Raw genomic sequence first — 20,704 nt, 5'->3', positions numbered from 1 at the left:
GGCCTGCCAGGCCGATCCAGTGGCGCCTCACCGCTCGTCTCCCTTCGACAGATGACGGCCCAGCAGGCTGAAGACCAGCGTCAGGAGGAACAGCAGGATGGAGATGGCGGAGGCGTAGCCGGTCTCGCCTGAGAAGCCGAGGCCCACCTGCCGGATGAGGAAGGGGAGCGTGCGGGCCCCGCCGCCCGGTCCGCCGCTCTCGCCTCCGAGGATGTAGATCTCGGTGAAGACGCGCAGGGCCGAGATGGCGGAGAGGGTCCCGACCAGCAGCATCATCGGCTTCACCTGGGGGACGGTGATGCTGAAGAAGCGGCGGACGGGGCCGGCGCCGTCGATCGCGGCCGCCTCGTAGAGGGAGGCGGGGACGTTCCCGAGGGCCGCCAGGTAGAAGACCATGTAGTAGCCGAGGCCCTTCCACACGGTGACGATCATGGCGGAGACCAGCAGCATCGTGCTGTCCGTGAGGAAGGGGACCGGCTCCGAGACGAGGTGCAGCTTCTGGAAGACGGTGTTGACCAGGCCGTCGCTGCGCAGCACCCACTGCCACATCAGTCCGACGACCACGGCGGAGGCGATCACGGGCGTGTAGAAGGCGGAGCGGAAGAACCCGATGCCGGGGACCTTGGTCTGGACGAGGACCGCGAGGGCCAGCGGCAGGAGGACCAGGCACGGTACGACGACCGCGAGGTACGCGACGCTGTTGCCGGTCGCGACCCAGAAGTCCGGGTCGTCGACGGCGCGGCGGTAGTTGGCGAGGCCGACGAAAGTGCCGCCGCTCAGGATCCGGGCGTCGGTGAAGGAGAGGATGACGGTGTTGACGAACGGCCAGAGGCTGAACAGCGTCACCATGGCAAGCGCCGGGGCGAGGAACAGGTACGGGGTCCACCACGCGCGGTGGCGCAGTCCCGTCTCGGCCTCCATGGCCCGCAGCGACGCCTTGCGGCGCCGCTTCTCCTGGCGGCTCCGGGGCGGGGCGGCGGTACCGGTGGTGTCGGCGGGGTCGATGGCCGGGGCGCGCAGGCCGGTCACTTCGCGGCCGCGTCGGAGAGGAGCTTGTTCGCCGCCTCCTGGGCCTTCTTCACCGCCGTCCGGGGGTCCTGCTCGCCCGTGATGGCCTTCTGCACCTCCCGTACGACGGCATCACCGACCTGGTTGGTCCACTGGACGGGGGTGTTGGCGTCGAGCGCGGCGGTCTTCAGCTGCTCGGCGCCGACCGCGCGGGCGAGGGTCTGCGCGTCCTTGCCGTCCCCCTTGTCGGCGAAGTAGGGGTCGGCGAGGCCCTGGGCGTGGGACGGGTAGATGGTGGCCTTCCGGGAGAACTCCACCTGGTTGGGGCCGTTGGTGACCCACTTCGCGAACTCGGTCGCCGCGTCGAGGTGCTTGGTGTCCTTCCTGACGCCGAGCGACTGCGCGTAGATGCCGATGTGGCCGAGCCTGCCGGTGACGGCTCCGGCGACCTGGGTCTTGGCGTAGACCTGCGGGGCGTTCTGCTTGATGTCCTTGACGAAACCCGGCGAGCCGGGACCGAAGACGAGCTTGCCGCCGCCGTAGAGCTGGTTGATGTCGTCGGACTTGAGCAGGGACTCCTTGGGCATGGCGCCCTTGGCGTACAGGTCCTTCATCCGCTCCACCCAGGCGACGGCCCGGTCGGTGTCGAAGGTGAACCGGTCCTGCTGCGCACTGAGGATCGGGATGCCCATCTTCTGCCAGTCCCCGGGCAGCCGGCCCTTGGGGTCGGCCATGAAGGCGGAGAACTGCCCGCCGGACCGCGCGGCGATCTGCTCGGCGTAGTCGAAGAACTGCTCCACGGTGGTCGGAGGCTCGGCCGGGTCCAGGCCGGCCTTCTCGAAGAGCTCTCTGTTGTACGTGAGGATCTCCGGGGTCACGTACCAGGGGTAGGCGTACACGCTGTCGCCCTTGCCGGGCAGCTTGAACTGTTCCCAGGCGCCGGGCACGTACTCCTTGGCGAGGGGGCCGTCGAGCTTGGCGACGTCGGCGAGCATGCCCCGGTCGGCGAGGAGCTGGAAGGAGTCGGTGGACAGGTTGACCACGTCCGGAAGGGCGCCGGCCTGGGCGTCGGCCACCAGCTTCTCGTTGTATCCGTCACCGGGCACGTCCTCCCAGTTGACCTCGGCCTCGGGGTACCTCGCCTCGAAGGCGTCGATGACCGCCTGCACGTACCCGGTGAAGGTGGGCTTGAGCTGGAGGGTCCGGAAGGTGATCTCACCGGTCACCCGGCCCGTCCTCACCGCTTCCCCGGCGTCCGCGGCGCCGCCGCTCAGGCCGCACGCGGCGGTCGAGAGGAGGGCGCCGGTCACCAGCGTCGCCACAGCCGTACGGGTCACGTTCGCGTGCGTCATCGTCGCCGCCTTCACGGAAGTCCGGCCTCATTGCCGGAGGCGTGCCCACGGTCGCCGTAAAGCAAGACCTCGTCAATGACGCAGGTTCGGTGATGGCCGGGGAGGCATTGGTGCGCCATCGCGCGGCAATACCCCGCACTCTTCGGGGATTGCGATCTCTACGCCTGTCACCTGGGCTAATGCGCTTTAGCTATGCGTCACCGACGCCGATATCGGTGCGATGACGGATTGGACGGACCGGCAGGATGTGACTCTTTGTCGACGGTTCGCCGACCGCATGCGCTAATGCGCTTTACCAGTCGGTCGTCCCAGCGTTTTGACGCGGGGGGGGAGGGACCGGGGCCCGCACCCACGCCCACAGCGGTCTGCTAGGTTGAACGTGTTCAGTTGAACGCGTTCAGGACTCGGAGGGGGCGGTCATGAGTGCCATCACGGTAAGCGGCGCGCGGGTCCAGCCCGCCCACAGGGCGCAGCGGGCCCTCGCGGTGGGTGCCGCCCTCGCCGCCGTGCCTTTCATGCTGTGGGGCGTGCGCGACGAGTACGTGGCCGCCCTGTACCTCATGACCGGTGCGTGCGTCGCGGCTCCCCTGTTCCTCGTGCGCCGCGCGAAGGCCTTCGTGCGCACCTGCGTGATCGTGGGAGTGGGCCTGATCCCCTGGGGCGTGCTGGGTGTCTTCGTGGGACTGTTCCTCTTCTGGCCGTCGGCGCTCCTCCTCCTGCTGGCCGCGGTCGCGGATCCGCGCAAGCGCCCGGTCGTGGCGCGGGTGTCGGGGGCCGTCGGCGCCCTGCTGCTCGCGGGAGTCGTGGCGCTGAGCGCCTACTTCGTCTGGCACTTCCACGTCGGCCCCGCGACGGCCCGGCCCCACACGTACCGGGCGCCGGTCGATCCGAGGTGGTTCCACGACGGGCTCGGGGACGCCGATGAGCGGCTGGGGCCGTACGGGGCGACGACGGTGTACGGATCGGGGGCGGAGGATCTCTCCTTCCTGAACGTCCGCTTCCCCGACGACCTCTCCGAGGAGCAGCGCGCAGAGCTGAAACGGCAGATCGAGCAACTGCCCGGCATCAGCGGGGTCGAGCTGTGCTCGGTCCGCGACTGCGGCTGACCGGCGGCAGGCCTACTTCATCGGATACGAGGCCTTCTCGGCGAGCTTGCCGTCCTTGAAGCAGAAGCGGAGCACGGTTTCCTTGCCGATCTCGCTCTCGTCGCTGGACAGGTACCAGGCGCAGACGCTGCCCTCGGGCTCGGCCGGGCCGCCCTCCTTCAGAGCGCTCTTGACGAAGCTCTCACCCGAGGGGAGCTTGCCGCGGAGCTCGCTCTCCGGGTCGCCGATCTGCGCGGCGTCGTATACCGCGGGGTCGGCCAGGGTCTTGTCGGCCATGTCGAGGACCTTCCCCATGCCGAAGACCAGGACCACCAGGAGACCCACGCCCAGCACCAGCGCCACCGCGCACCCGATCAGACAACCCTTGCGCTGAGCCACGCCCGTTCCTCCGCGTCGTTTCGCGTCCGGCGGCGATCGCCTGGACACCCACACCCTCGCAAGGACCGGCCGCCGCGGGCTGTCCCCGAAAGTCGTCGGTTCTCGCAACGATCGTCGTTCGAGGCCGGGGCTCCGGGTCGGGGTATACAGGGAGGAGGTCGACTATTCGGGCGAAGCGAGAGGAAACCACCGTGAGCGAGCACCCCATCGAGCCTCTGATCGTCGTCGGCGTGGACGGTTCGAACCATTCCAAGGAGGCCCTGCGCTGGGCGGTCGCGCAGGCCGGAATGGTGGGCGGCCGGGTGCACGCGGTGATGGCCTGGGAGTGGAACCGCAATCCCTTCGCCATCGCCTGGGCGCCCGAACAGGCGGCCGAGCGTGCGGCGGTGAGCGTCGAGGAGGCGGCGCGGCGAAAGCTGGCGGACACCGTCACCGCGGCCGTCGGCGCCTCGCCGGGCGTTCCGGTGTTCCGCCGCGTCGAACAGGGATCCCCGGCCCAGGTACTGGTCGACGCTTCGAAGGAGGCGGACCTGACCGTGGTCGGCACCCGCGGGTACGGCGGCTTCAAGGGTGCGTTGCTGGGCTCGGTGAGCCAGCAGGTCGTGCAGTACTCCGCCGGCACCGTCGTGGTCGTCCGCGAGGCCGAGGACGACCTGGACTGACGACCCGACGGAGGCGGAGGGGCCGAGGACGGCCGAGGACGGCCGAAGGAGGTTGGGACGGCCGAGGGGCCGGCGGAAGGGCGGGCCCTCCCCCGGGGTCAGCGCACCAGGTCCCCGGGGTCCGTGTTCGCCCCGCAGAGGATGACGGCGACCCGCTCGCCCGGCGGCCGCGGCGCGCGGCGCAGCGCCGCGAGGGCGGTGGCCGCGCCCGCCTCGACGACGATCCGGTGCTCCTCCCACAGCGCCCGCCGGGCCGCCGTGATCGCCTCGTCGGGCACGAGGACCGACGTGACGTGCTCCTCCTGCGCGGCGGCCAGCGCGTCCGCCGAGACCCGGGTGGCCCCCAGGGAGTCGGCGGCCACGGAGTCCACGGGCACGTCCACGATCCGGCCGGCCACCAGGGCCGCGTTCAGGGCCCGGCAGTGCTCCGGCTCGGCCGCGATCACCCGTACGCCGTGCTCGCGTGCGGCGGTGGCGACCCCGGCGAACAGTCCGCCGCCGCCGACCGCGACGACCACGGTGTCCAGCCCCGGCAGGGCGGCGCGGATCTCGTCGAGCAGCGTCCCGGCGCCCGCCGCGATGAGCGGGTGGTCGTAGGCGTGGCTGCTCAGGGCGCCGCTTTGGGCGGCGAACTCGCGGCAGGCAGCCTGGGCTTCGGCGTACCGGTCGCCGACGAGCCGGACCTCGGCCCCGTATCCGCGCAGCCGGTCCACCTTCACCCGTGGGGCGCTCTCGGGCACGAACACGGTCGCGGGCACGGACAGCGCGCGGGCCGCCCAGGCGCAGGCGAGCCCGGCGTTGCCGCCGGAGGCGATGGTGACGCCGGCGGCCGGCAGCGTGCCCGCCCGGTGGTGGGCGGCGAGGAAGTTGCGGGCGCCGCGGGCCTTGAAGGAGCCGGTGTGCTGGAGGTGCTCCAGCGCGTACCAGACCCCCTCCGCCGCGGGGACCACGGCGACGGGCCGTATGCCGCCCGCGATGCGGTCGGCGGCGGCGCGGACGGCCGCGTAGTCGAGCTGCTGTTCCATGGACGGACTGCCTTTCGAGCGGGGAGCTTGCGGGGGCGGACGGCCGTACGGGCGGGCGCCCGTGCGCGCGACGGACCCGCACGGCGGGCTCACGCGGCCGGCTCGGACGGCGGCCGGGCCGCCTCGATCAGCTGCCGCAGGGCGCCGTAGTACACCTCGTGGTCGGTCAGAGGGGGCAGTACGTCGGCCAGCGCGCCGCCGAGCACGGGGAAGCGCTCCGGATCCAGCGCGGCCAGGGCCGCCCGGGACGCGGCGGTCGCCCCGGCCGGATCCCGGTGGTCGACGAAGGCCGCGCTGCCCAGGGTGAGCAGGTACATGCGGCGGTAGACGGTCATCGCCTCGGCCGCGGTCATGCCCGCGGCCACGCTGTCGGCGAGGGCCGGCTCGACGAGCCGGGCCAGCAGCTGCCGCCCGAGCCAGGGCCGGCCGCCGCGCAGCACCAGCAGTCCGGGGTGGGCGGTGAGCAGCAGGTACAGCGCACGGAAGCGCAGCTCGGTGGCCTCGGCCCAGTCCGCGCCGGCGGGGATCTCCGGGAGCTGTGCGGCGAGGTGCTCGGTGCACAGGTCGAGCAGCCCGGCGAGGTCGGCGCAGCGGCGCTGGACGGTGGCGTGGGAGATGCCGAGCCGGTCGGCGAGGGTGCGGAAGCTCAGGTGCTCCGGCCCGTCCTCGTCGAGGATCCGCAGGGCGGCTTCGGCGATGGCGTCGGGGGTGGCCAGGTCCAGGGCGGGTGATCTCCTCGGCATGAGATACAGCGTATCAGCCAGTGTCACATACACCGTATCAACTCTTTCGTGTGACACGGATTGCAGCCATATTGCTGGCGATCGGCCGACAATCAGCGACTTGCGTTGACAGTGGGTAGTCGTATCGCTGCACTGGGCGCACGACTGCCCCCACGTCAAGGAGACTCCGTGCCGCCTCGCCTGCGCGCAACGCTCCCCGGCCTGACCGCGGCCGCCCTCTTCGCCCTCGCGCTCTCCCCCGCCCCGGTGGCGGCCGAGCCCCGGGCGACCTCGGACACCCCGCTCGCGCTCACCCCGCCCATGGGCTGGAACAACTGGGCGCACTTCATGTGCGACATCGACGAGGCCAAGGTGGTCGCCAACGCCGACGCGCTCGTGTCCACCGGACTCGCCGCCAAGGGCTACGACACGGTGACCGTCGACGACTGCTGGATGACCAAGAGCCGCGACGCGCAGGGCCGTCTGGTCGTCGACACGGCGAAGTTCCCGCACGGCATGGCCTGGCTCGGCGAATACCTGCACGCCAAGGGCCTGAAGTTCGGCATCTACCAGGACGCCGGCTCCCTCACCTGTGAGAAGTACCCCGGCAGCGGTGCCCCCCAGGGCGGCGGCGCGGACCACTACGAGCAGGACGCCCGGCAGTTCGCCTCCTGGAAGGTGGACTACGTCAAGATGGACGGCTGCAACCTGTGGGTGCCGGAGGGCAGGACCAAGGAACAGGCCTACCGTGACGCGTACAACGCCGTCGCGAACGCCCTGCGCACCAGCGGCCGGGACATGGTCCTGTCGGCCTCCGCGCCCGCCTACTTCCAGCAGGGTGAGTGGGGCGGCTCCGACTGGCACAAGGTCCTCGGCTGGGTCGGCGAGACGGGCCAGCTGTGGCGCGAGGGCCGGGACATCAAGGTGTACGACCCGGCCACGCCCGCCGCCTCCCGGTGGAGTTCGGTGCTGGGCAATTACGGCTACAACCGCTGGCTCGGCCGGTACGCGGGCCCCGGCAACTGGAACGACCCCGACTTCCTGATCGCGGGCGCCCCCGGGCTCACGGCGGCGGAGAGCCGCAGCCAGGTCGCCCTCTGGGCCATGATGGCGGCCCCGTTCATCCTGTCCTCCGACGTCTCCCAGCTGAACGAGGCAGGCCTCGCGGCCGTCGGCAACACCAGGATGATCGAGCTCGACCAGGACCCGATGGGCCGTCAGGGCGCCGTGGTCTCCTCCAACGCCACCTTCGAGATCCTGGTCCGCGACCTCGCCGACGGCGACCGCGCCGTGGCCGTGCTCAACCGCTCCGCCAGCGCACGCGACATCGCGGTACCGCTCGCGGAGATCGGGCTGCCGTCCTGCACGGTCGACGCGCAGGACCTGTGGAGCGGAGGGCGGCGCGAACTCGCCGGGACGTTGACGGGGAAGGTGGCCGCTCACGACACGGGGGTCTGGCGGCTCACGCCGGGCGGCGGCTGCGCCACGGCCGTCCCCACCGGCCAGATCGTCGGCAATGGCGTCAGGTGCGCGGACGGGGCCAACACCACGGGCGTCGGCGCGGTCGTGCTCGCGCCCTGCACCGGAGCCCCCGACCAGCGGTGGAGCCTCGGCGAGGACGAGCGCGTGCGGCTGGCCGGCGAGTGCCTGTCGGCGGGCGAGGACCGCGTGGTGGAGCTGGCCGACTGCTCGCCGCGGCCGGCGGAGCAGCCCGGGCAGAGCTGGTCGCACCGCCGCGACGGCGCCCTCGTCGAGCAGGCGAGCGGGCTGTGCCTGACGGCTCCGGCCGCGGTCGCCACCCCCGACGCCCCGGCCGAACGGCTGCGGCTGGACCCCTGCGGCGACCACCGGGTCGACCAGACCTGGGCCCTGCCGGTCTGACGTCCGAGCCGACCGATGAGGGACGGCGGCGCGGAAGCCGGTGGGGAAGCCGGGGCGGAAGCCGGTGGGGAAGCCGATCAGGAAGCGGTGCGGAAGCCGATGAGGAGCCGATGAGGAAGCCCATGCAACGAAGCGGACGCCGCCTGCTCGCCCGCCGCCCGGTGGCCCTGGCCGCCCTTCCCGCGGCGCTGCTGGCCGTGATCTGCGCGGGGCCCGCGCCCGGGGCCACCGCCCCGGGGGCCGGCTCGCCCGCAGGGGCCGGGGTCACGGCCGTCGAGCGGCCGGGGGCACCGCGTGCGACCTTCGACGCCGGGCCGGCGCGGGCCGCCCTGGAGCGGCTGCTTCCGCGGCACTCCGGGCAGTTCACCCTGGTGCCCGACACGGCCGGCGCCGCCGACACCTTCACCGTGTCCGGGACCGCCGGTGCGATCACCGTGCGCGGCAGCACCGGCGCGACCCTGCTCACGGGTGTCGGCTGGTACCTCCAGCACGTCGCCGGGGCCGACATCGGCTGGCCCGGCGACAGCATCGGCATGCTGCCCGACCGGCTGCCGGGCGTCCCCGCGGCGGTCACCCGCCGTGCACAGGTCCCGCACCGGTACGCGCTCAACGACACCGACGACGGGTACTCGGGCCCGTACCGCACCTTCGAGCAGCACCAGCGGCAGATCGACCTGCTCGCCCTGCACGGCATCAACGAGGTGTTCGTGCAGGTGGGGGCGGAGTATCCGTACTACCGGGCGCTCCAGGACTCCGGCTACTCGGCCGAGGAGCTGCGGCGGTGGATCCCCGGCCCCGGGCACCAGAGCTGGTGGCTGCTGCAGAACCTGAGCGGCTTCGGCGGGCCGGTCTCCGAGCGGCTGATGCGCGAGCGCGCCGAGCTGGGCGGCCGGATCGCCGAGCAGCTGCGCGGCCTCGGCATGACCCCGGTGCTGCCCGGTTTCTTCGGGACCGTGCCGCCGGAGTTCGCCGCGCGCAATCCGGGGGCGACCACGGTCGTCCAGGGCGACTGGGCGGGCTTCGACCGCCCGGACTGGCTGGATCCCACCTCGCCGGTGTTCGGGAAGCTGGCCGCCGCCTACTACGCGCAGCAGCGCGCGGTGTTCGGGGACAGCTCGATGTACCGGATGAGCCCGCTGCACGAGGGCGGTCAGACCGGCTCGGTCGATGTGAGCGCCGCCGCGGGCGCCATCCAGGACGCCCTGCACGCCGCCCACCCCGGCGCGCTGTGGGCGGTGCTGGGCTGGCAGGACGACCCGACCGCCCAGCTCCTCGCCGGGGTGGACACCTCGAAGCTGCTGATCCTCGACGGGCTGTCCGACCGGTACAACCGCCTCGACCGCGAGGCCCGTTGGGGCGGTACGCCGTACGCGATGGGCACCATCTACAACTTCGGCGGGCACACCACGATCGGCGCGAACACCTCCGTGTGGATCGAGCGGTTCGGCCCCTGGCGCGACAAGAGCAACAGTGCGCTCGCCGGGATCGCCTACCTGCCGGAGGCCACCGGCACCAATCCCGCGGCCTTCGACCTCTTCACCGACCTGGCCTGGGAGCCCGGACCGATCGACCAGCGCCGGTGGTTCGCCGACTTCGCGGCCCGCCGCTACGGCCGGCCGGACGCCGCGGCCGCCGCGGCGTGGGAGGAGCTGCGCAAGGGCCCGTACAGCACCTCCTCGGGGCTGTGGTCGGAGTCGCAGGACAGCCTGTTCACCGCCCGGCCGGGCCTGAGCGCGACGGGGGCGGCGTACTGGAGCCCCAAGTCCATGCGCTATCCGGCCGGTTCGGTGCGCAGAGCCCTGGACCACCTGCTCAAGGTGGACCCGCGGCTGCGCGGCTCCAGCGCCTACCGATTCGACCTGGTGGACACCGCCCGGCAGGCCCTCGCCAACCACTCGCGGGTGCTGCTGCCGAAGATCAAGGCGGCGTACGAGGCCAAGGACCTGACCCGCTTCCGGGATCTGACCGCCCAATGGCGCGACGCCGAGCGGAAGTTGGACGCGGTCACCGGAGCCGACCCGAACTTCCTCCTCGGCTCCTGGCTCGCCGGGGCCCGCTCCTGGGGCGCCGACCGGGCCGAGCAGGACCGGTACGAGTACGACGCCCGCTCGATCCTGAGCGTGTGGGGGCGCCGCAGCACCAGCGAGGGCGGCTTCCTGCACGACTACGCGAACCGCGAATGGAGCGGCCTGGTCTCGGAGTTGTACGCCCGGCGGTGGGCGCTCTACTTCGATTCGCTGGAGCAGTCGCTGGTTTCGGGGACGCCGCCGAGGCCCGTCGACTGGCCCGCCTTCGAGGAGGAGTGGGCCTCGCGGACCACCCGGCACCCGAACCGGCCGACCGGTGACCCGTACGCCCTGGCGGCCGGGATCGCCGCGGCCCTGCCCCCGGCGGCCGGATGACCCGTCCCGGGGCCCGCGCCGGACACCCGCGGTACCTGCTCGGCGCCGTCAGCGGGCTGGTCGCCGCCTGCGCCGGGCTGGCGCTGGCGGAGCTGGCCGCGGCGGCCGTACGGCCGGAGGCGGCGCCGGTCACCGCCGTGGGCGGGGCCGTCGTGGACCTCACCCCGGTGGGGCTGCGGGAGTGGGCGATCCGGCTGTTCGGCACCGCCGACAAGCTGGTACTGGCCCTCGGGATCCTCGCGGTACTGGCCGTCGTCGCCGCCGGGGCCGGGATGCTGGCCCTGCGCCACCTGCCCGGCGGGATCGCGATCGCGGCCGGCTTCGGGCTGGTCGGCGCCGCGGCCGCGCTCAGCCGGCCGGAGGCGTCCTGGGGCGACGCCCTGCCGTCGCTGGCGGGCGCGGTGGCGGCGGGGGGTGTGCTGTACCTGCTGGTCAGGGCGGTGAACCGGCCCCGACCGAGCGGGGCCCCACCCAAGGGGTCCCCCGGGACTCAATATCAGGGAGGGACCTGGGCGATGGACCGGCGCGGCTTCGGCCGGCTGGTCGCCGCGGTCCTGGCCTTCTCGGCCGCGGCCGGTTTCGCCGGGCGGCGGCTCGGCGCCCACGGCTCGGCGGGCGCGACGGCCTCCCGGGCCCGTTTCGTACTCCCCCGGCCCGCCGTGCCCGCGCCGCCGGTGCCCGCCGGGGCGGACCTGAAGGTCCCCGGACTGTCGCCCTTCCTCACCCCGAACCGGGGCTTCTACCGGGTGGACACCGCGCTGGTCGTCCCGCGCGTGGACGCGGACGCCTGGCACCTGCGCATCCACGGCGAGGGGGTGACCCGGCCGCTCACGCTCGGTCTGCGGGAGCTGCTGGGCCGCCCGCTGGTCGAGCATGACATCACCCTCACCTGTGTCTCCAACGAGGTCGGGGGCCCGTACGCGGGCAACGCCCGCTGGCTCGGCGTACGCCTCGCGGACCTGCTGCGCGAAGCGGGCGTACGGCCGCCGTCCCAAGGGGGCCGCGCTGACCAGCTGGTGGCGCGTTCGGTGGACGGCATGACCATCGGGACGCCCGTCGAGGCCGTCATGGACGGCCGGGACGCCCTGCTGGCCGTCGGGATGAACGGCGAACCGCTGCCCTTCGCGCACGGGTTCCCGGTCCGGATGGTCGTCCCGGGCCTGTACGGGTACGTCTCCGCGTGCAAGTGGCTGACCGAGCTGCGGCTGACCACCTTCGCCGCGTACGACGCGTACTGGGTGCGCCGCTCGTGGGCGCAGCAGGCCCCGGTCAAGACGCAGTCACGGATCGACACGCCGCGCGCGCACGCCGATCTGGCGCCGGGCCGGGTAGCGGTCGCCGGGGTGGCGTGGGCGCAGCACCGGGGGATCGAGCGGGTGGAGGTACGGGTGGACGCGGGTCCGTGGCGGGAGGCACGGCTCGCGGCGGCCGACGGGAACGACACCTGGCGGCAGTGGGTCTGGCCGTGGGAGGCGACTCCCGGCCGGCACACCCTGGAGGTGCGGGCCACGGACCGTACGGGCGCCGTCCAGACCGGCGAACGCGCCGGAACCGTCCCCGACGGGGCGACCGGATGGCACTCGGTCGAAGTGCGCGTGCGGCAGCTGCCCGAAGGGGCGGGACGCCCGTGGAACTGACCAGCGCCCCCTTTCTCGTCGCGCTGCTCGTCCTCACCGTGCTGGCCGTGCTCGGCGCACTGCTCCTGTGGAACAGGATCCCCGGCCCCGGGTGGGTGCGGTGGCCCGCACGGCTGCTGATGATCGGGCTGTGCCAGCTCACCGCCATCTGCGTGGTGGCCACCTGGATCAACGGCAGCTACGGGCTCTACTCCTCGTGGGACGATCTGCTGGGCACCGGCACCGCCCAGGACGCGGGCGCGATGACCGGACCGTCGGCGGGGCGGGCCACGTTCACGCAGGGCGGGGACGGCACCCGCACCACCTACTTCCGGGGCTCGCACTCGAAACTCGCCGGGCAGGTGATCGTGTGGACTCCCCCGGAGTACAGCGCGCCGGGCGCGGAGCGGACCCGCTTCCCGGTGCTGATGCTCCTGCACGGCCACCCGGGCACGCCCCGCACCTGGATCGACCTCGGTGACGTGCCCGGCGCGGTGGCCGAGCTGATGGAGCTGGGCGCGGCGCACCCCTTCATCGTGGTGATCCCGGAGATCTCCCCGGGCGGAGTGAACACCGACTGCAGCGACACCCCGCAGCGCAAGACCGCCGACTGGCTCGCGCGGGACGTGCCGGAGCTGGTCGCACGCAACTTCCGTACGCTGCCCTCCCCGCGCGGCTGGGGCCTGATGGGCGTCTCCACCGGCGGCTTCTGCGCGGCGAAGCTACCGCTCCAGTACCCGAAGGTGTTCCGGGCGGGCGCGGCCCTGGACCCGGACCCCCTGACGGGCGACCCGCAGGTGCTGGCCGATCCGGCGCTGCGCGAGCGCAACAGCCCGATGTGGCTGGTCGAGCACACGCGCAAGGCGGACGTCGGGCTGTTCCTCGCCACGTCCGCGCAGGACAAGGACAGTCCGCCCCGGCAGCTGGCGGCCTTCGCCGCGGCCGCGGCGAACACCGGGGTCCGCGTCAAGACGCTGGTCCGTCCGGCCGGCGGCCACAACTTCCGGACCTGGATCGGCATGTACCCGGACGCGCTGGGCTGGCTGAGCACGGAGCTGGCGCCGCCGGGCGGCCGGTAGGGGCCCGCCGTCACTCCTGGAAGGCCTCCGGAGTGCGGCCGGCGCCGCCCGCGCTTAGCGTCCGTGACAAGCCTGCAACCGCGAAGTGGGGCAACCTTCGCCTTCCACCTGCCTGGAGGCACCGCCGTGCGGCGTTCCAGAACACTCACGCTCACCTGCCTGAACCTCCTCCTGGGTGTTTCGCTCGCGGGCGGCTGCGCGCTCAGCCGGGCCGAGAGCGCCCCCAAGGACTGCCCGACCGGCCAGGTCTCCCGGGGCGACACGTGCCTGCCGGCCGATGCCGAGGACTTCACCAAGCGGCAGGTGGCCGACGCGCTCAAGAAGTACAAGCTGACGGCGGCGATGGCAGAGGTGTGGGTCGACGGTGAACGCGTCTCCACCGCCGCGGCCGGGGAGGCGATGACGGGCTTCCCCGCGACGACCGACATGCGCTTTCGCATCGGCTCCGTCGCGATTCCCTACATGACCACTGAGCTGCTCAAGCTCGTGGACGAGGGCAGGGTCAAGCTCGACGACAAGCTCTCGCGCTGGCGCCCGGACCTTCCGCACGCGGACGAGATCACGCTGAAGATGCTGGCCTCCGCATCCTCCGGCTACGCGGACTACGTCACGGACAAGACCTTCATCGCCGAGCTGTACAAGAACCCCTTTCGGAACTGGACCGCACAGGAGCGCGTGAAGATCGCGGTCTCCCGGCCCCTGGTCCGGCCCCCCGGTTCGGGTTTCGCCTACTCGCACGCCAACTGGGTGCTGCTGGGCGAGATCATTTCGAAGGTGAGGGGCAAGCCCCTGGGCGAGGTGATGCGCGAGGACATCCTCAAGCCGCTCGGCCTGTCCCACACCGACATCTCCTCCACTGCGGAGATCCCCGCGCCGGTGCTGCACGGCTTCGACAACGAGCGGGGCGTGTTCGAGGACGCCACGTACTGGAGTCCGTCGTGGACGGTGGCGGAGGGCGCGGTGATGACCGGAACGCTGGAGGACATGGCGAAGTCCTTCGCGGCGATCGGCGAGGGGAAGCTGCTGACGCCCGAGTCGCACGAGCTCCAGCTCACCCCGGTCGTCAAGGTCAACGGCAACACGGGGTTCGCGCTGGGCCTGCCCGTGCAGAACACCTGGATCATCCAGAACCCGTCCTTCGCCGGCTACGCGGGCACGGTCGCCTACCTGCCGTCCAAGAAGATCGCCATCGCGACGGTGGCGACGCAGGGCCTGGGCAGCACCGCCCGTAACGCCAGCTCCAACGTCCTGCAGGCGATCGCCAACCACCTGGCTCCCGAGCGGCCCGTGAACCTGGAGTGACGGGCCGCCCCCGCTACTGCCCGGCCGGGCGGACCGGCAGCGATCGTACGTTGTTGCTGATGAAGCTGCGCTGATGGGGCAGTTCGGCCTCGGTGACGGCGAGGTCGAGGTCGGGGAACCGGGTGAAGAGCCGCTCCAGCGCGATCGTGGCTTCGAGCCGGGCGAGCGGGGCACCCATGCAGTAGTGGGCGCCGTGACCGAAGGAGAGGTGGCGGGCCGCCGTGGGGCGCGTGAGGTCGAAACGGCCGGCGTCCGGGCCGTGGAAGGCCACGTCGCGACCGGCCGCCGTGTACCCGGCGAGCACCGGGGTGCCCCGCGGGATCACGGTGCCGTCCACGGTCAGGTCCCGGGTGGGGTAGCGGAAGGGGAACCAGCTGACCGGACCGTCCCAGCGCAGGGTCTCGTCCACCACGTCCGACCAGGTCGCCTTCCCGTCCAGGACGAGGGCGAGCTGATCGCGGTGGGCGCACAGGGCGCGGACCGCGTTCGTGACGAGGTTCAGCGTGGTCTCGTGTCCCGCGACGAGCATCAGCCGCATGGTGCCGATGAGTTCGGCCTCGCTGAGCCGGTCGCCGTCGTCCTCGCGGGCGGCTATCAGCGCGCTGGTGAGGTCCTCCCCAGGATCGGCGCGCCGGGTGGCGGCGATCGTGCCGATCAGGGCGACGAGCTCCTGGAGGGCGGCCATCTTCTCGGCCGGGGTGATGTCGGTCGCGATGATCACGGTATTGGTCAGGTGGTGCAGTCGCCCCCGGTGCTCGGGGTCCACGCCGAGCAGCTCGCAGATGACGTTCATGGGGAGCGGGAGCGCGAAGTGCGCGTACAGGTCAGCCACCCCGTCGGGGGCCGCGGCCGCGGCCCGGCCGAGGTCGTCGAGGAGCTCGGCGGTCAGCTCCTCCACGCGCGGCCGCAGGCGCTCCACCTGCCGGGCCGTGAAGGCCTTGCCGACCAGTGAACGCAGTCGGCGGTGGTCGGCGTCGTCGGCCGTGTGCATGCCCTGGGCGTCGGCGAAGACCCGCAGCGGCCAGTCGGGGGGGATGGTGCCGTCGTGCAGGGCCGGGAAGTGCCGGGCGTCCTTGGCGACGTCGGGATGGGCGAGGAACTCCTTGAGCGCGTCGTGCCCCAGGACGACCGCTCCGGGCACCCCGCCGGGGAGCACGACCTGCGCCACCGCGCCCTGCCGGGTGCGCAGCCGGGCGTTGAGGGCGTGCGGGCAGCCGCCGGCGGGGTCGATCACGTGCGGGACGGGTTCGATGAAGGACGACAAGCCGGATCTCCTGACCTGGTGGCGGATACCGGTCAACAGTGCGGCCTCGGTGGTGGGTTGGACAAGTCAGGTCCCGTGTCGCCAGGCCTCTGTCAGAACCAGGTGAGGGTCAGCGCGAAGGTGGTGCCCGCGGTGGCTCCGGTGGAGTCGGTCGCGGTGGCGGTGACCTGGACCGTTCCGCTGCCCCAGGGCTTGCCGGTGATGCGTCCGGTGGCGCTGTCGAGGGTCAGGCCCCAGGGCAGGCCCGTGGCGGCGTACCGCACGGGAGGCTTGGACCCGGTGGTGGCGAGCTGGATGGTGCAGGGCTGGTTGAACTTGTACGTCTGGGGGCCGGGGTTGGTGAGTCGCAGACCACCGGGTGTGGGGGTGGGAGTGGGAGTAGGGGTGGGCGTCGGCGTGGTGCCGCAGCCCGGGGTGGCCTCCGGCGGTAGCGGTACCTGCCAGATCTGGGTGTCGTTCTCCGACCCGGCGAGCAGGTTCGCGCAGTCGAGGTACGTGACCGTCTCGCCCTGCGACTGGGCCGGCAGGGCGACGTCCGCGAGCTTGACCCCGGCGGTGTCGTACACGGAGGCGGTGTTGGCCCCCATGGGGCCCCGCTGCGCAGGGCGTACGAGGCACCCGACGGCGAGAACGCGCCGTCGGTGGCGAAGACGGGGCCGGGCCGTACCGGGGTGAGGGTGTTGACCTGCCCGGTCACGCTCGCGTTCGGCGCCCTGGACGGTCTTCACCAGGGCGCCACCGCGCTGCTGCGGATCGCCGGCGGCCGGATCGCGGACCGTACCCGCCGCCGCAAGCTCGTCGCGGGCGCCGGCTACGCGCTCTCCGCCGCCTGCAAGGCGGCCCTGCTCGCCGCGACCACCCCCTGGTCGGTGGCGGCGGTGCTCGCCGCCGACCGGACCGGCAAGGGGCTGCGCACCGCCCCGCGCGATGCGCTGATCTCGCTGTCCTGTCCACCGCAGCAACAGGGCCGCGCCTTCGGGGTGCACCGCGCGCTCGACACGGCGGGCGCACTGCTGGGACCGCTGGCCGCGTTCGGGGTGCTGTGGGTGGCGGTGGACGGGTACGAGGCCGTGTTCACCGTGAGCTGCTGCATCGCCGTCCTGGGGGTCGTGCTGCTCGCGCTCTTCGTACGGGAGGCACCCGCCGAGGCTCCTGCCGCGACGCCGGCCGCCGCGCGGGCTCCGCTGCCGCCCGTCGCCACGCTCCTGCGGCTCCCGGGCCTGCGGCGGCTGTGCCTGACCGCCGCGGTGCTCGGCCTGTTCACCGTCGGCGACGCCTTCCTCTACCTGCTGCTCCAGCGCCGGCTGGAACTGCCGGCGGGGTACTTCCCGCTGCTTCCCGTCGGCACGGCCGCCGTGTTCCTGCTGGCCGCGCTGCCCGTCGGTCGGCTCGCCGACCGGCTGGGCCCGCGCCGGGTCTTCCTCGGCGGGCACGTCCTGCTCCTCGGCGGCTGCCTGCTGCTCCTGGCCCCGGTGCCGGCCGGGGCGGCGCTGGTCATCGCCGTACTCGCGCTGCTCGGCCTGTTCTACGCGGCCACTGACGGGGTGCTGATGGCCGCGGCCGGGCCCCTGCTCCCGGCCGAGCTGCGCACCACCGGGCTCGCGGTGCTGCAGACGGCGCAGGCGCTGGCCCGGTTCGGGGGGTCCCTGCTCTTCGGGGCGGCCTGGACCCTGTGGGGGCCGGGCACCGCGCTGGGTCTGGCGTCGGGCGGGCTGCTCCTGTCCCTGGCGGCGGCCGCCGTGTCGGGCGGGGCTAGGGGGCCTCGCACGGGGCGGGCGAGGCGGCCTCGGGCGGGGCGGGCGAGGCGGCCTCGGGCGGGGCGGGCGAGGGGGCCTCGGGCGGGGCGGGTACGGCGCGCCCGGCCCGATCCGCGCGAGGCCTCCTGAAGAGGGGGCGGGGCGTCGTAGGGTCGGGGCATGCCGGAAACACAGCGGACTCTCGAAGGCAAGGTGGCCCTCGTGGCCGGGGCGACGCGCGGTGCGGGCCGGGGCATCGCGGTCCAACTGGGCGCGCAGGGCGCGACCGTGTACGTGTCCGGGCGCAGCACCAGGGGCAGACGTTCGGAGTACGACCGGCCCGAGACGATCGAGGAGACCGCGGAGCTGGTCACCGCGGCGGGCGGCCGTGGGATCGCCGTGGTCGCCGACCATCTGGTGCCGGGCGAGGTGGAGTCGCTGGTGCGGCGGATCGACACCGAGCAGGGGCGCCTGGACGTCCTGGTGAACGACATCTGGGGCGGTGAGCTGCTCTTCGAGTGGGAGAGCACGGTCTGGGAGCACGACCTGGACAAGGGCCTGCGGCTGATGCGGCTGGCCGTGGAAACGCACGCCATCACCAGCCATTTCGCGGCGCCGCTGCTGCTGCGCGAGCCGGGCGGGCTGGTGGTGGAGATGACGGACGGCACCGCCGAGTACAACGCCGACCGCTACCGGGTCTCGTTCTTCTACGACATCGCCAAGTCCTCCGTGCTGCGGATGGCGTTCGCACTCGGGCACGAACTGGGGCCGCGCGGGGCCACGGCGGTGGCGCTGACCCCGGGGTGGCTGCGCTCGGAGATGATGCTCGACACCTTCGGCGTGACGGAGGCGAACTGGCGCGACGCCCTGGCCAAGGTCCCGCACTTCGCCATCTCCGAGACCCCCGCGTACGTGGGCCGGGCCGTCGCGGCGCTCGCCGCGGACCCGGACGTGGCGCGCTGGAACGGCCGGTCCCTCTCCAGCGGGCAGCTCGCGCGGGTCTACGGCTTCACGGACCTGGACGGCAGCCGGCCGGACGCCTGGCGGTACATGGTCGAGGTCCAGGACCCGGACCTGCCGGCCGACACCACCGGCTACCGCTGAGCCTGCGGCAGGCGCAGTTCGCGGTCCTCGCCGAGCGGGGCGAAGAACCGCTCCACGTCGGCGCCGGTCACCTCGGCCAGGGTCGGCGGGGTCCAGTGCGGGTCGCGGTCCTTGTCGACGACCTGGGCACGGATGCCCTCCACGAGGTCGGGCGAGCTCAGCGCGTTGCAGGAGACCCGGAACTCCTGGGCCAGCGCCCCCTCCAGCGTGCCGAGGGCCGCGGCCCGCCGCACGGCGGCCAGGGTGACCTTGAGCGCGGTCGGGGACTTGGCCAGGATGGTCTCGGCGGCCTCCTTGGCCGCGGGCTCGCCCTGGTCGAGCAGCCGGTCCACGATCTCCTCGACGGTGTGCGCCGCGTAGCAGTGGTCGATCCAGGGCCGCCGGTCGGCGAGGTGACCGGGCTCGGGCGTGGCGGCGTACCGCGCCACGACCTCGTGGACGGGAGCCGCGGCGAGTTCGGCGGTCAGCTCCGGGAGCAGGCGGCCCGGTACGAAGTGGTCGGCGAGCCCGCACAGCAGCGCGTCGGCGGCGCCGACCGCGGCGCCGGTGAGGGCGAGGTGGGTGCCGAGCAGGCCGGGCGCGCGGGCGAGCAGCCAGGTCCCGCCGACGTCGGGGACGAAGCCGATGCCGGTCTCGGGCATGGCGACGCGGGAGCGCTCGGTGACGATGCGGACGCTGCCGTGGGCGGAGAGGCCGACGCCGCCGCCCATGACGATGCCGTCCATGAGGGCGGCGTACGGCTTGGGGTAGCGGGCGATCCGGGCGTTGAGCCGGTACTCGTCACGCCAGAAGTCCGCCGAGGCGGTGTTCCCGGCCTTGGCGTCGTCGTGGATGGCCCGGATGTCACCGCCCGCGCACAGCCCGCGCTCGCCGGCTCCCCGGATCAGGACCTGGTGGACGGCGGGGTCTGCCGCCCAGGAGGCGAGGGCCTCGTCGATCCGCAGCACCATGGGGTGCGTGAGCGCGTTGAGGGCCTTGGGGCGGTTGAGGGTGACCACCCCGGTCCGGCCCTCGACGTGGAACAGGACGGTGTTCGCGGCGGTGTCGTCTTCGGCATTCACAGCGCTCAGTATGGCCGCGGCGTAGGCTCAGCCGGTATGCGGAAGATCATCCTGAGCGGTCGCGTCACGCACGGGCTGACGGTCGGCTTCCGGCCGACCGCCGACGCCGCCCCCGCGAACGCCGGGACCGTGGCCGATGAGAGCACGCGCACCTTCGGCAACGGGGTCGTACTGCTGCGCTACGGCCGCCCGTAGGCTCCGGGCGTCTGCCCGAAGGCCCTGCGGAAGACGTCGATGAACGCGCTCGCGGACGACCAGCCGCAGCGGTGCGCGACGGCGGTCACCGCGGTGCCCTCGGCCAGCAGCCGCAGCGCCCGGTGCAGCCGCAGCTGGGTGCGCCACTGCGGGAAGGTCATGCCCAGCTCGGCGCGGAACAGCCGGCTCAGCGTCCGCTCGCCGGCCCCGGCCCCCGAAGCCGTGGCGAGCGCCGCCAGGCCCCTCGGGTCGGCCGGATCGGCGTGCAGCAGCGCGCAGACCGCGGCGAGGCGGGGGTCGGCCGGTGCGGGCAGGTGCAGGGGCTGCAGCGGTGAGACCCGCAACTGGTCGAGGAGCACGCCGAGCAGCCTGCGCCGCTCGGGGCTGTCGTCCTGGGGTGCCCGCGTGTAGGCGAGGATCAGCTCGCGCAGCAGCGGGCCGACGGCGATGACGGCCGGGGCGTTCAGGGACAGCGGGTTGAGCCGGGTCGGCAGTCCCACGGAGTGCAGGTCGGCGCGGCCGAAGCCGCGGTGCGCGTGCACCGTGCCGGCCGGGATCCACAGGGCCCGCGTCGCGGGGGCCACCCAGGTGCCCGCGTCGGTGGTGATGGAGAGCACCCCGGAGCCGGCGTACGCGATCTGGTGGTCGTCGTGGTGATGGGGGTCGATCCCGACGTCGGTGTCGAGCTCGTGGACGCTGGTCGCGGCCCGCGGGGTGTGGCGGACGCCCTCGCGGGGGGGATCAGGCTGGCGGATTATCTGCATCACTCGGCAATTTATCGGAAGCGGCACACCGGCGCCGGGGGCGATCC

19 protein-coding genes are annotated in these 20,704 nt (G+C 73.2%); 10 read left to right on the top strand and 9 right to left on the bottom strand.

What is annotated here, in order from left to right:
* Positions 1 to 27: 27 nt before the first annotated feature.
* Entirely contained in the window at positions 28 to 1,029 is a 1,002-nt protein-coding gene (locus AC07DU_RS12540; RefSeq protein WP_479111092.1) for a carbohydrate ABC transporter permease, read from the bottom strand.
* Positions 1,026 to 2,360, bottom strand: a complete 1,335-nt coding sequence (locus tag AC07DU_RS12535) for an ABC transporter substrate-binding protein (RefSeq protein ID WP_479111090.1) — start codon at positions 2,358 to 2,360, stop codon at positions 1,026 to 1,028. The genes AC07DU_RS12540 and AC07DU_RS12535 overlap by 4 nt, the downstream gene beginning before the upstream one ends.
* Before the next feature lie 419 nt (positions 2,361 to 2,779).
* Between AC07DU_RS12535 and AC07DU_RS12530 the strand changes: the two genes are divergently transcribed.
* Positions 2,780 to 3,466 carry a hypothetical protein gene (locus AC07DU_RS12530; RefSeq protein ID WP_479111088.1) on the top strand — a complete coding sequence of 229 codons (687 nt, stop codon included), beginning with the start codon at positions 2,780 to 2,782 and terminating at the stop codon, positions 3,464 to 3,466.
* Between the two features lie 12 nt (positions 3,467 to 3,478).
* Here AC07DU_RS12530 and AC07DU_RS12525 read toward each other — a convergent pair whose 3' ends face one another.
* Positions 3,479 to 3,844 carry a hypothetical protein gene (locus AC07DU_RS12525; protein ID WP_360893762.1) on the bottom strand — a complete coding sequence of 122 codons (366 nt, stop codon included), beginning with the start codon at positions 3,842 to 3,844 and terminating at the stop codon, positions 3,479 to 3,481.
* A 191-nt stretch (positions 3,845 to 4,035) separates the two neighbouring features.
* Between AC07DU_RS12525 and AC07DU_RS12520 the strand changes: the two genes are divergently transcribed.
* A complete protein-coding gene (locus AC07DU_RS12520) occupies positions 4,036 to 4,506 on the top strand; it encodes a universal stress protein (RefSeq protein WP_479027377.1) in 471 nt (156 codons plus the stop codon).
* A 98-nt stretch (positions 4,507 to 4,604) separates the two neighbouring features.
* Here AC07DU_RS12520 and AC07DU_RS12515 read toward each other — a convergent pair whose 3' ends face one another.
* Positions 4,605 to 5,531: a serine/threonine dehydratase gene (locus AC07DU_RS12515; protein WP_479111086.1), complete on the bottom strand. Its 927-nt coding sequence runs from the start codon at positions 5,529 to 5,531 to the stop codon at positions 4,605 to 4,607.
* Positions 5,532 to 5,620: 89 nt separating this feature from the next.
* Complete coding sequence (locus AC07DU_RS12510) at positions 5,621 to 6,274, bottom strand: TetR/AcrR family transcriptional regulator (RefSeq protein ID WP_479111084.1); 654 nt, start codon at positions 6,272 to 6,274, stop codon at positions 5,621 to 5,623.
* Positions 6,275 to 6,442: 168 nt separating this feature from the next.
* Here AC07DU_RS12510 and AC07DU_RS12505 point away from each other — a divergent pair, with 168 nt between their 5' ends.
* The 5 genes from AC07DU_RS12505 to AC07DU_RS12485 all read left to right on the top strand — a co-directional run bounded on the left by AC07DU_RS12505 (position 6,443) and on the right by AC07DU_RS12485 (position 14,533).
* Positions 6,443 to 8,134 carry a ricin-type beta-trefoil lectin domain protein gene (locus AC07DU_RS12505; protein ID WP_479111082.1) on the top strand — a complete coding sequence of 564 codons (1,692 nt, stop codon included), beginning with the start codon at positions 6,443 to 6,445 and terminating at the stop codon, positions 8,132 to 8,134.
* Positions 8,135 to 8,256: 122 nt separating this feature from the next.
* Positions 8,257 to 10,536, top strand: coding sequence for an alpha-N-acetylglucosaminidase (locus AC07DU_RS12500; RefSeq protein WP_479111080.1), 2,280 nt, complete (start codon positions 8,257 to 8,259; stop codon positions 10,534 to 10,536).
* Positions 10,533 to 12,173, top strand: coding sequence for a molybdopterin-dependent oxidoreductase (locus AC07DU_RS12495; protein ID WP_479111078.1), 1,641 nt, complete (start codon positions 10,533 to 10,535; stop codon positions 12,171 to 12,173). Before AC07DU_RS12500 ends, AC07DU_RS12495 begins: the two co-directional genes overlap by 4 nt.
* Positions 12,164 to 13,231 carry an alpha/beta hydrolase gene (locus tag AC07DU_RS12490; RefSeq protein WP_479027392.1) on the top strand — a complete coding sequence of 356 codons (1,068 nt, stop codon included), beginning with the start codon at positions 12,164 to 12,166 and terminating at the stop codon, positions 13,229 to 13,231. The genes AC07DU_RS12495 and AC07DU_RS12490 overlap by 10 nt, the downstream gene beginning before the upstream one ends.
* A 126-nt stretch (positions 13,232 to 13,357) precedes the next feature.
* Complete coding sequence (locus tag AC07DU_RS12485; protein WP_479111076.1) at positions 13,358 to 14,533, top strand: serine hydrolase domain-containing protein; 1,176 nt, start codon at positions 13,358 to 13,360, stop codon at positions 14,531 to 14,533.
* Positions 14,534 to 14,546: 13 nt separating this feature from the next.
* Here the strand turns inward: AC07DU_RS12485 and AC07DU_RS12480 are convergent, their stop codons facing one another.
* Together AC07DU_RS12480 and AC07DU_RS12475 are read right to left on the bottom strand one after the other, a co-directional pair.
* Positions 14,547 to 15,797, bottom strand: coding sequence for a cytochrome P450 family protein (locus AC07DU_RS12480; RefSeq protein WP_479111074.1), 1,251 nt, complete (start codon positions 15,795 to 15,797; stop codon positions 14,547 to 14,549).
* Between the two features lie 92 nt (positions 15,798 to 15,889).
* On the bottom strand, positions 15,890 to 16,384 hold the full coding sequence (locus AC07DU_RS12475; RefSeq protein ID WP_479111072.1) for an Ig domain-containing protein: 495 nt from the start codon (positions 16,382 to 16,384) through the stop codon (positions 15,890 to 15,892).
* Between the two features lie 93 nt (positions 16,385 to 16,477).
* Here AC07DU_RS12475 and AC07DU_RS12470 point away from each other — a divergent pair, with 93 nt between their 5' ends.
* Both AC07DU_RS12470 and AC07DU_RS12465 read left to right on the top strand, forming a co-directional pair.
* Complete coding sequence (locus AC07DU_RS12470; RefSeq protein WP_479111070.1) at positions 16,478 to 17,683, top strand: MFS transporter; 1,206 nt, start codon at positions 16,478 to 16,480, stop codon at positions 17,681 to 17,683.
* Positions 17,684 to 17,713: 30 nt separating this feature from the next.
* Positions 17,714 to 18,637, top strand: coding sequence for an SDR family oxidoreductase (locus tag AC07DU_RS12465; RefSeq protein ID WP_453373789.1), 924 nt, complete (start codon positions 17,714 to 17,716; stop codon positions 18,635 to 18,637).
* Here AC07DU_RS12465 and AC07DU_RS12460 read toward each other — a convergent pair.
* Entirely contained in the window at positions 18,628 to 19,698 is a 1,071-nt protein-coding gene (locus AC07DU_RS12460) for an enoyl-CoA hydratase/isomerase family protein (protein WP_479111068.1), read from the bottom strand. The two genes, AC07DU_RS12465 and AC07DU_RS12460, sit on opposite strands and share 10 nt — an antisense overlap.
* 36 nt (positions 19,699 to 19,734) lie before the next feature.
* Between AC07DU_RS12460 and AC07DU_RS12455 the strand changes: the two genes are divergently transcribed.
* The gene (locus tag AC07DU_RS12455) at positions 19,735 to 19,893 is read left to right on the top strand and encodes a hypothetical protein (protein WP_479027417.1); all 159 of its coding nucleotides are present in this window, start codon (positions 19,735 to 19,737) and stop codon (positions 19,891 to 19,893) included.
* Here AC07DU_RS12455 and AC07DU_RS12450 read toward each other — a convergent pair.
* The gene (locus tag AC07DU_RS12450; protein WP_479111066.1) at positions 19,878 to 20,657 is read right to left on the bottom strand and encodes an AraC family transcriptional regulator; all 780 of its coding nucleotides are present in this window, start codon (positions 20,655 to 20,657) and stop codon (positions 19,878 to 19,880) included. The two genes, AC07DU_RS12455 and AC07DU_RS12450, sit on opposite strands and share 16 nt — an antisense overlap.
* Positions 20,658 to 20,704 lie beyond the last annotated feature (47 nt).

The organism is Streptomyces sp. NPDC045695 (genome assembly GCF_056432025.1).
The sequence above is the reverse complement of the archived record's forward strand: the minus strand, read 5'-3'. Positions and strand labels throughout refer to the sequence as shown.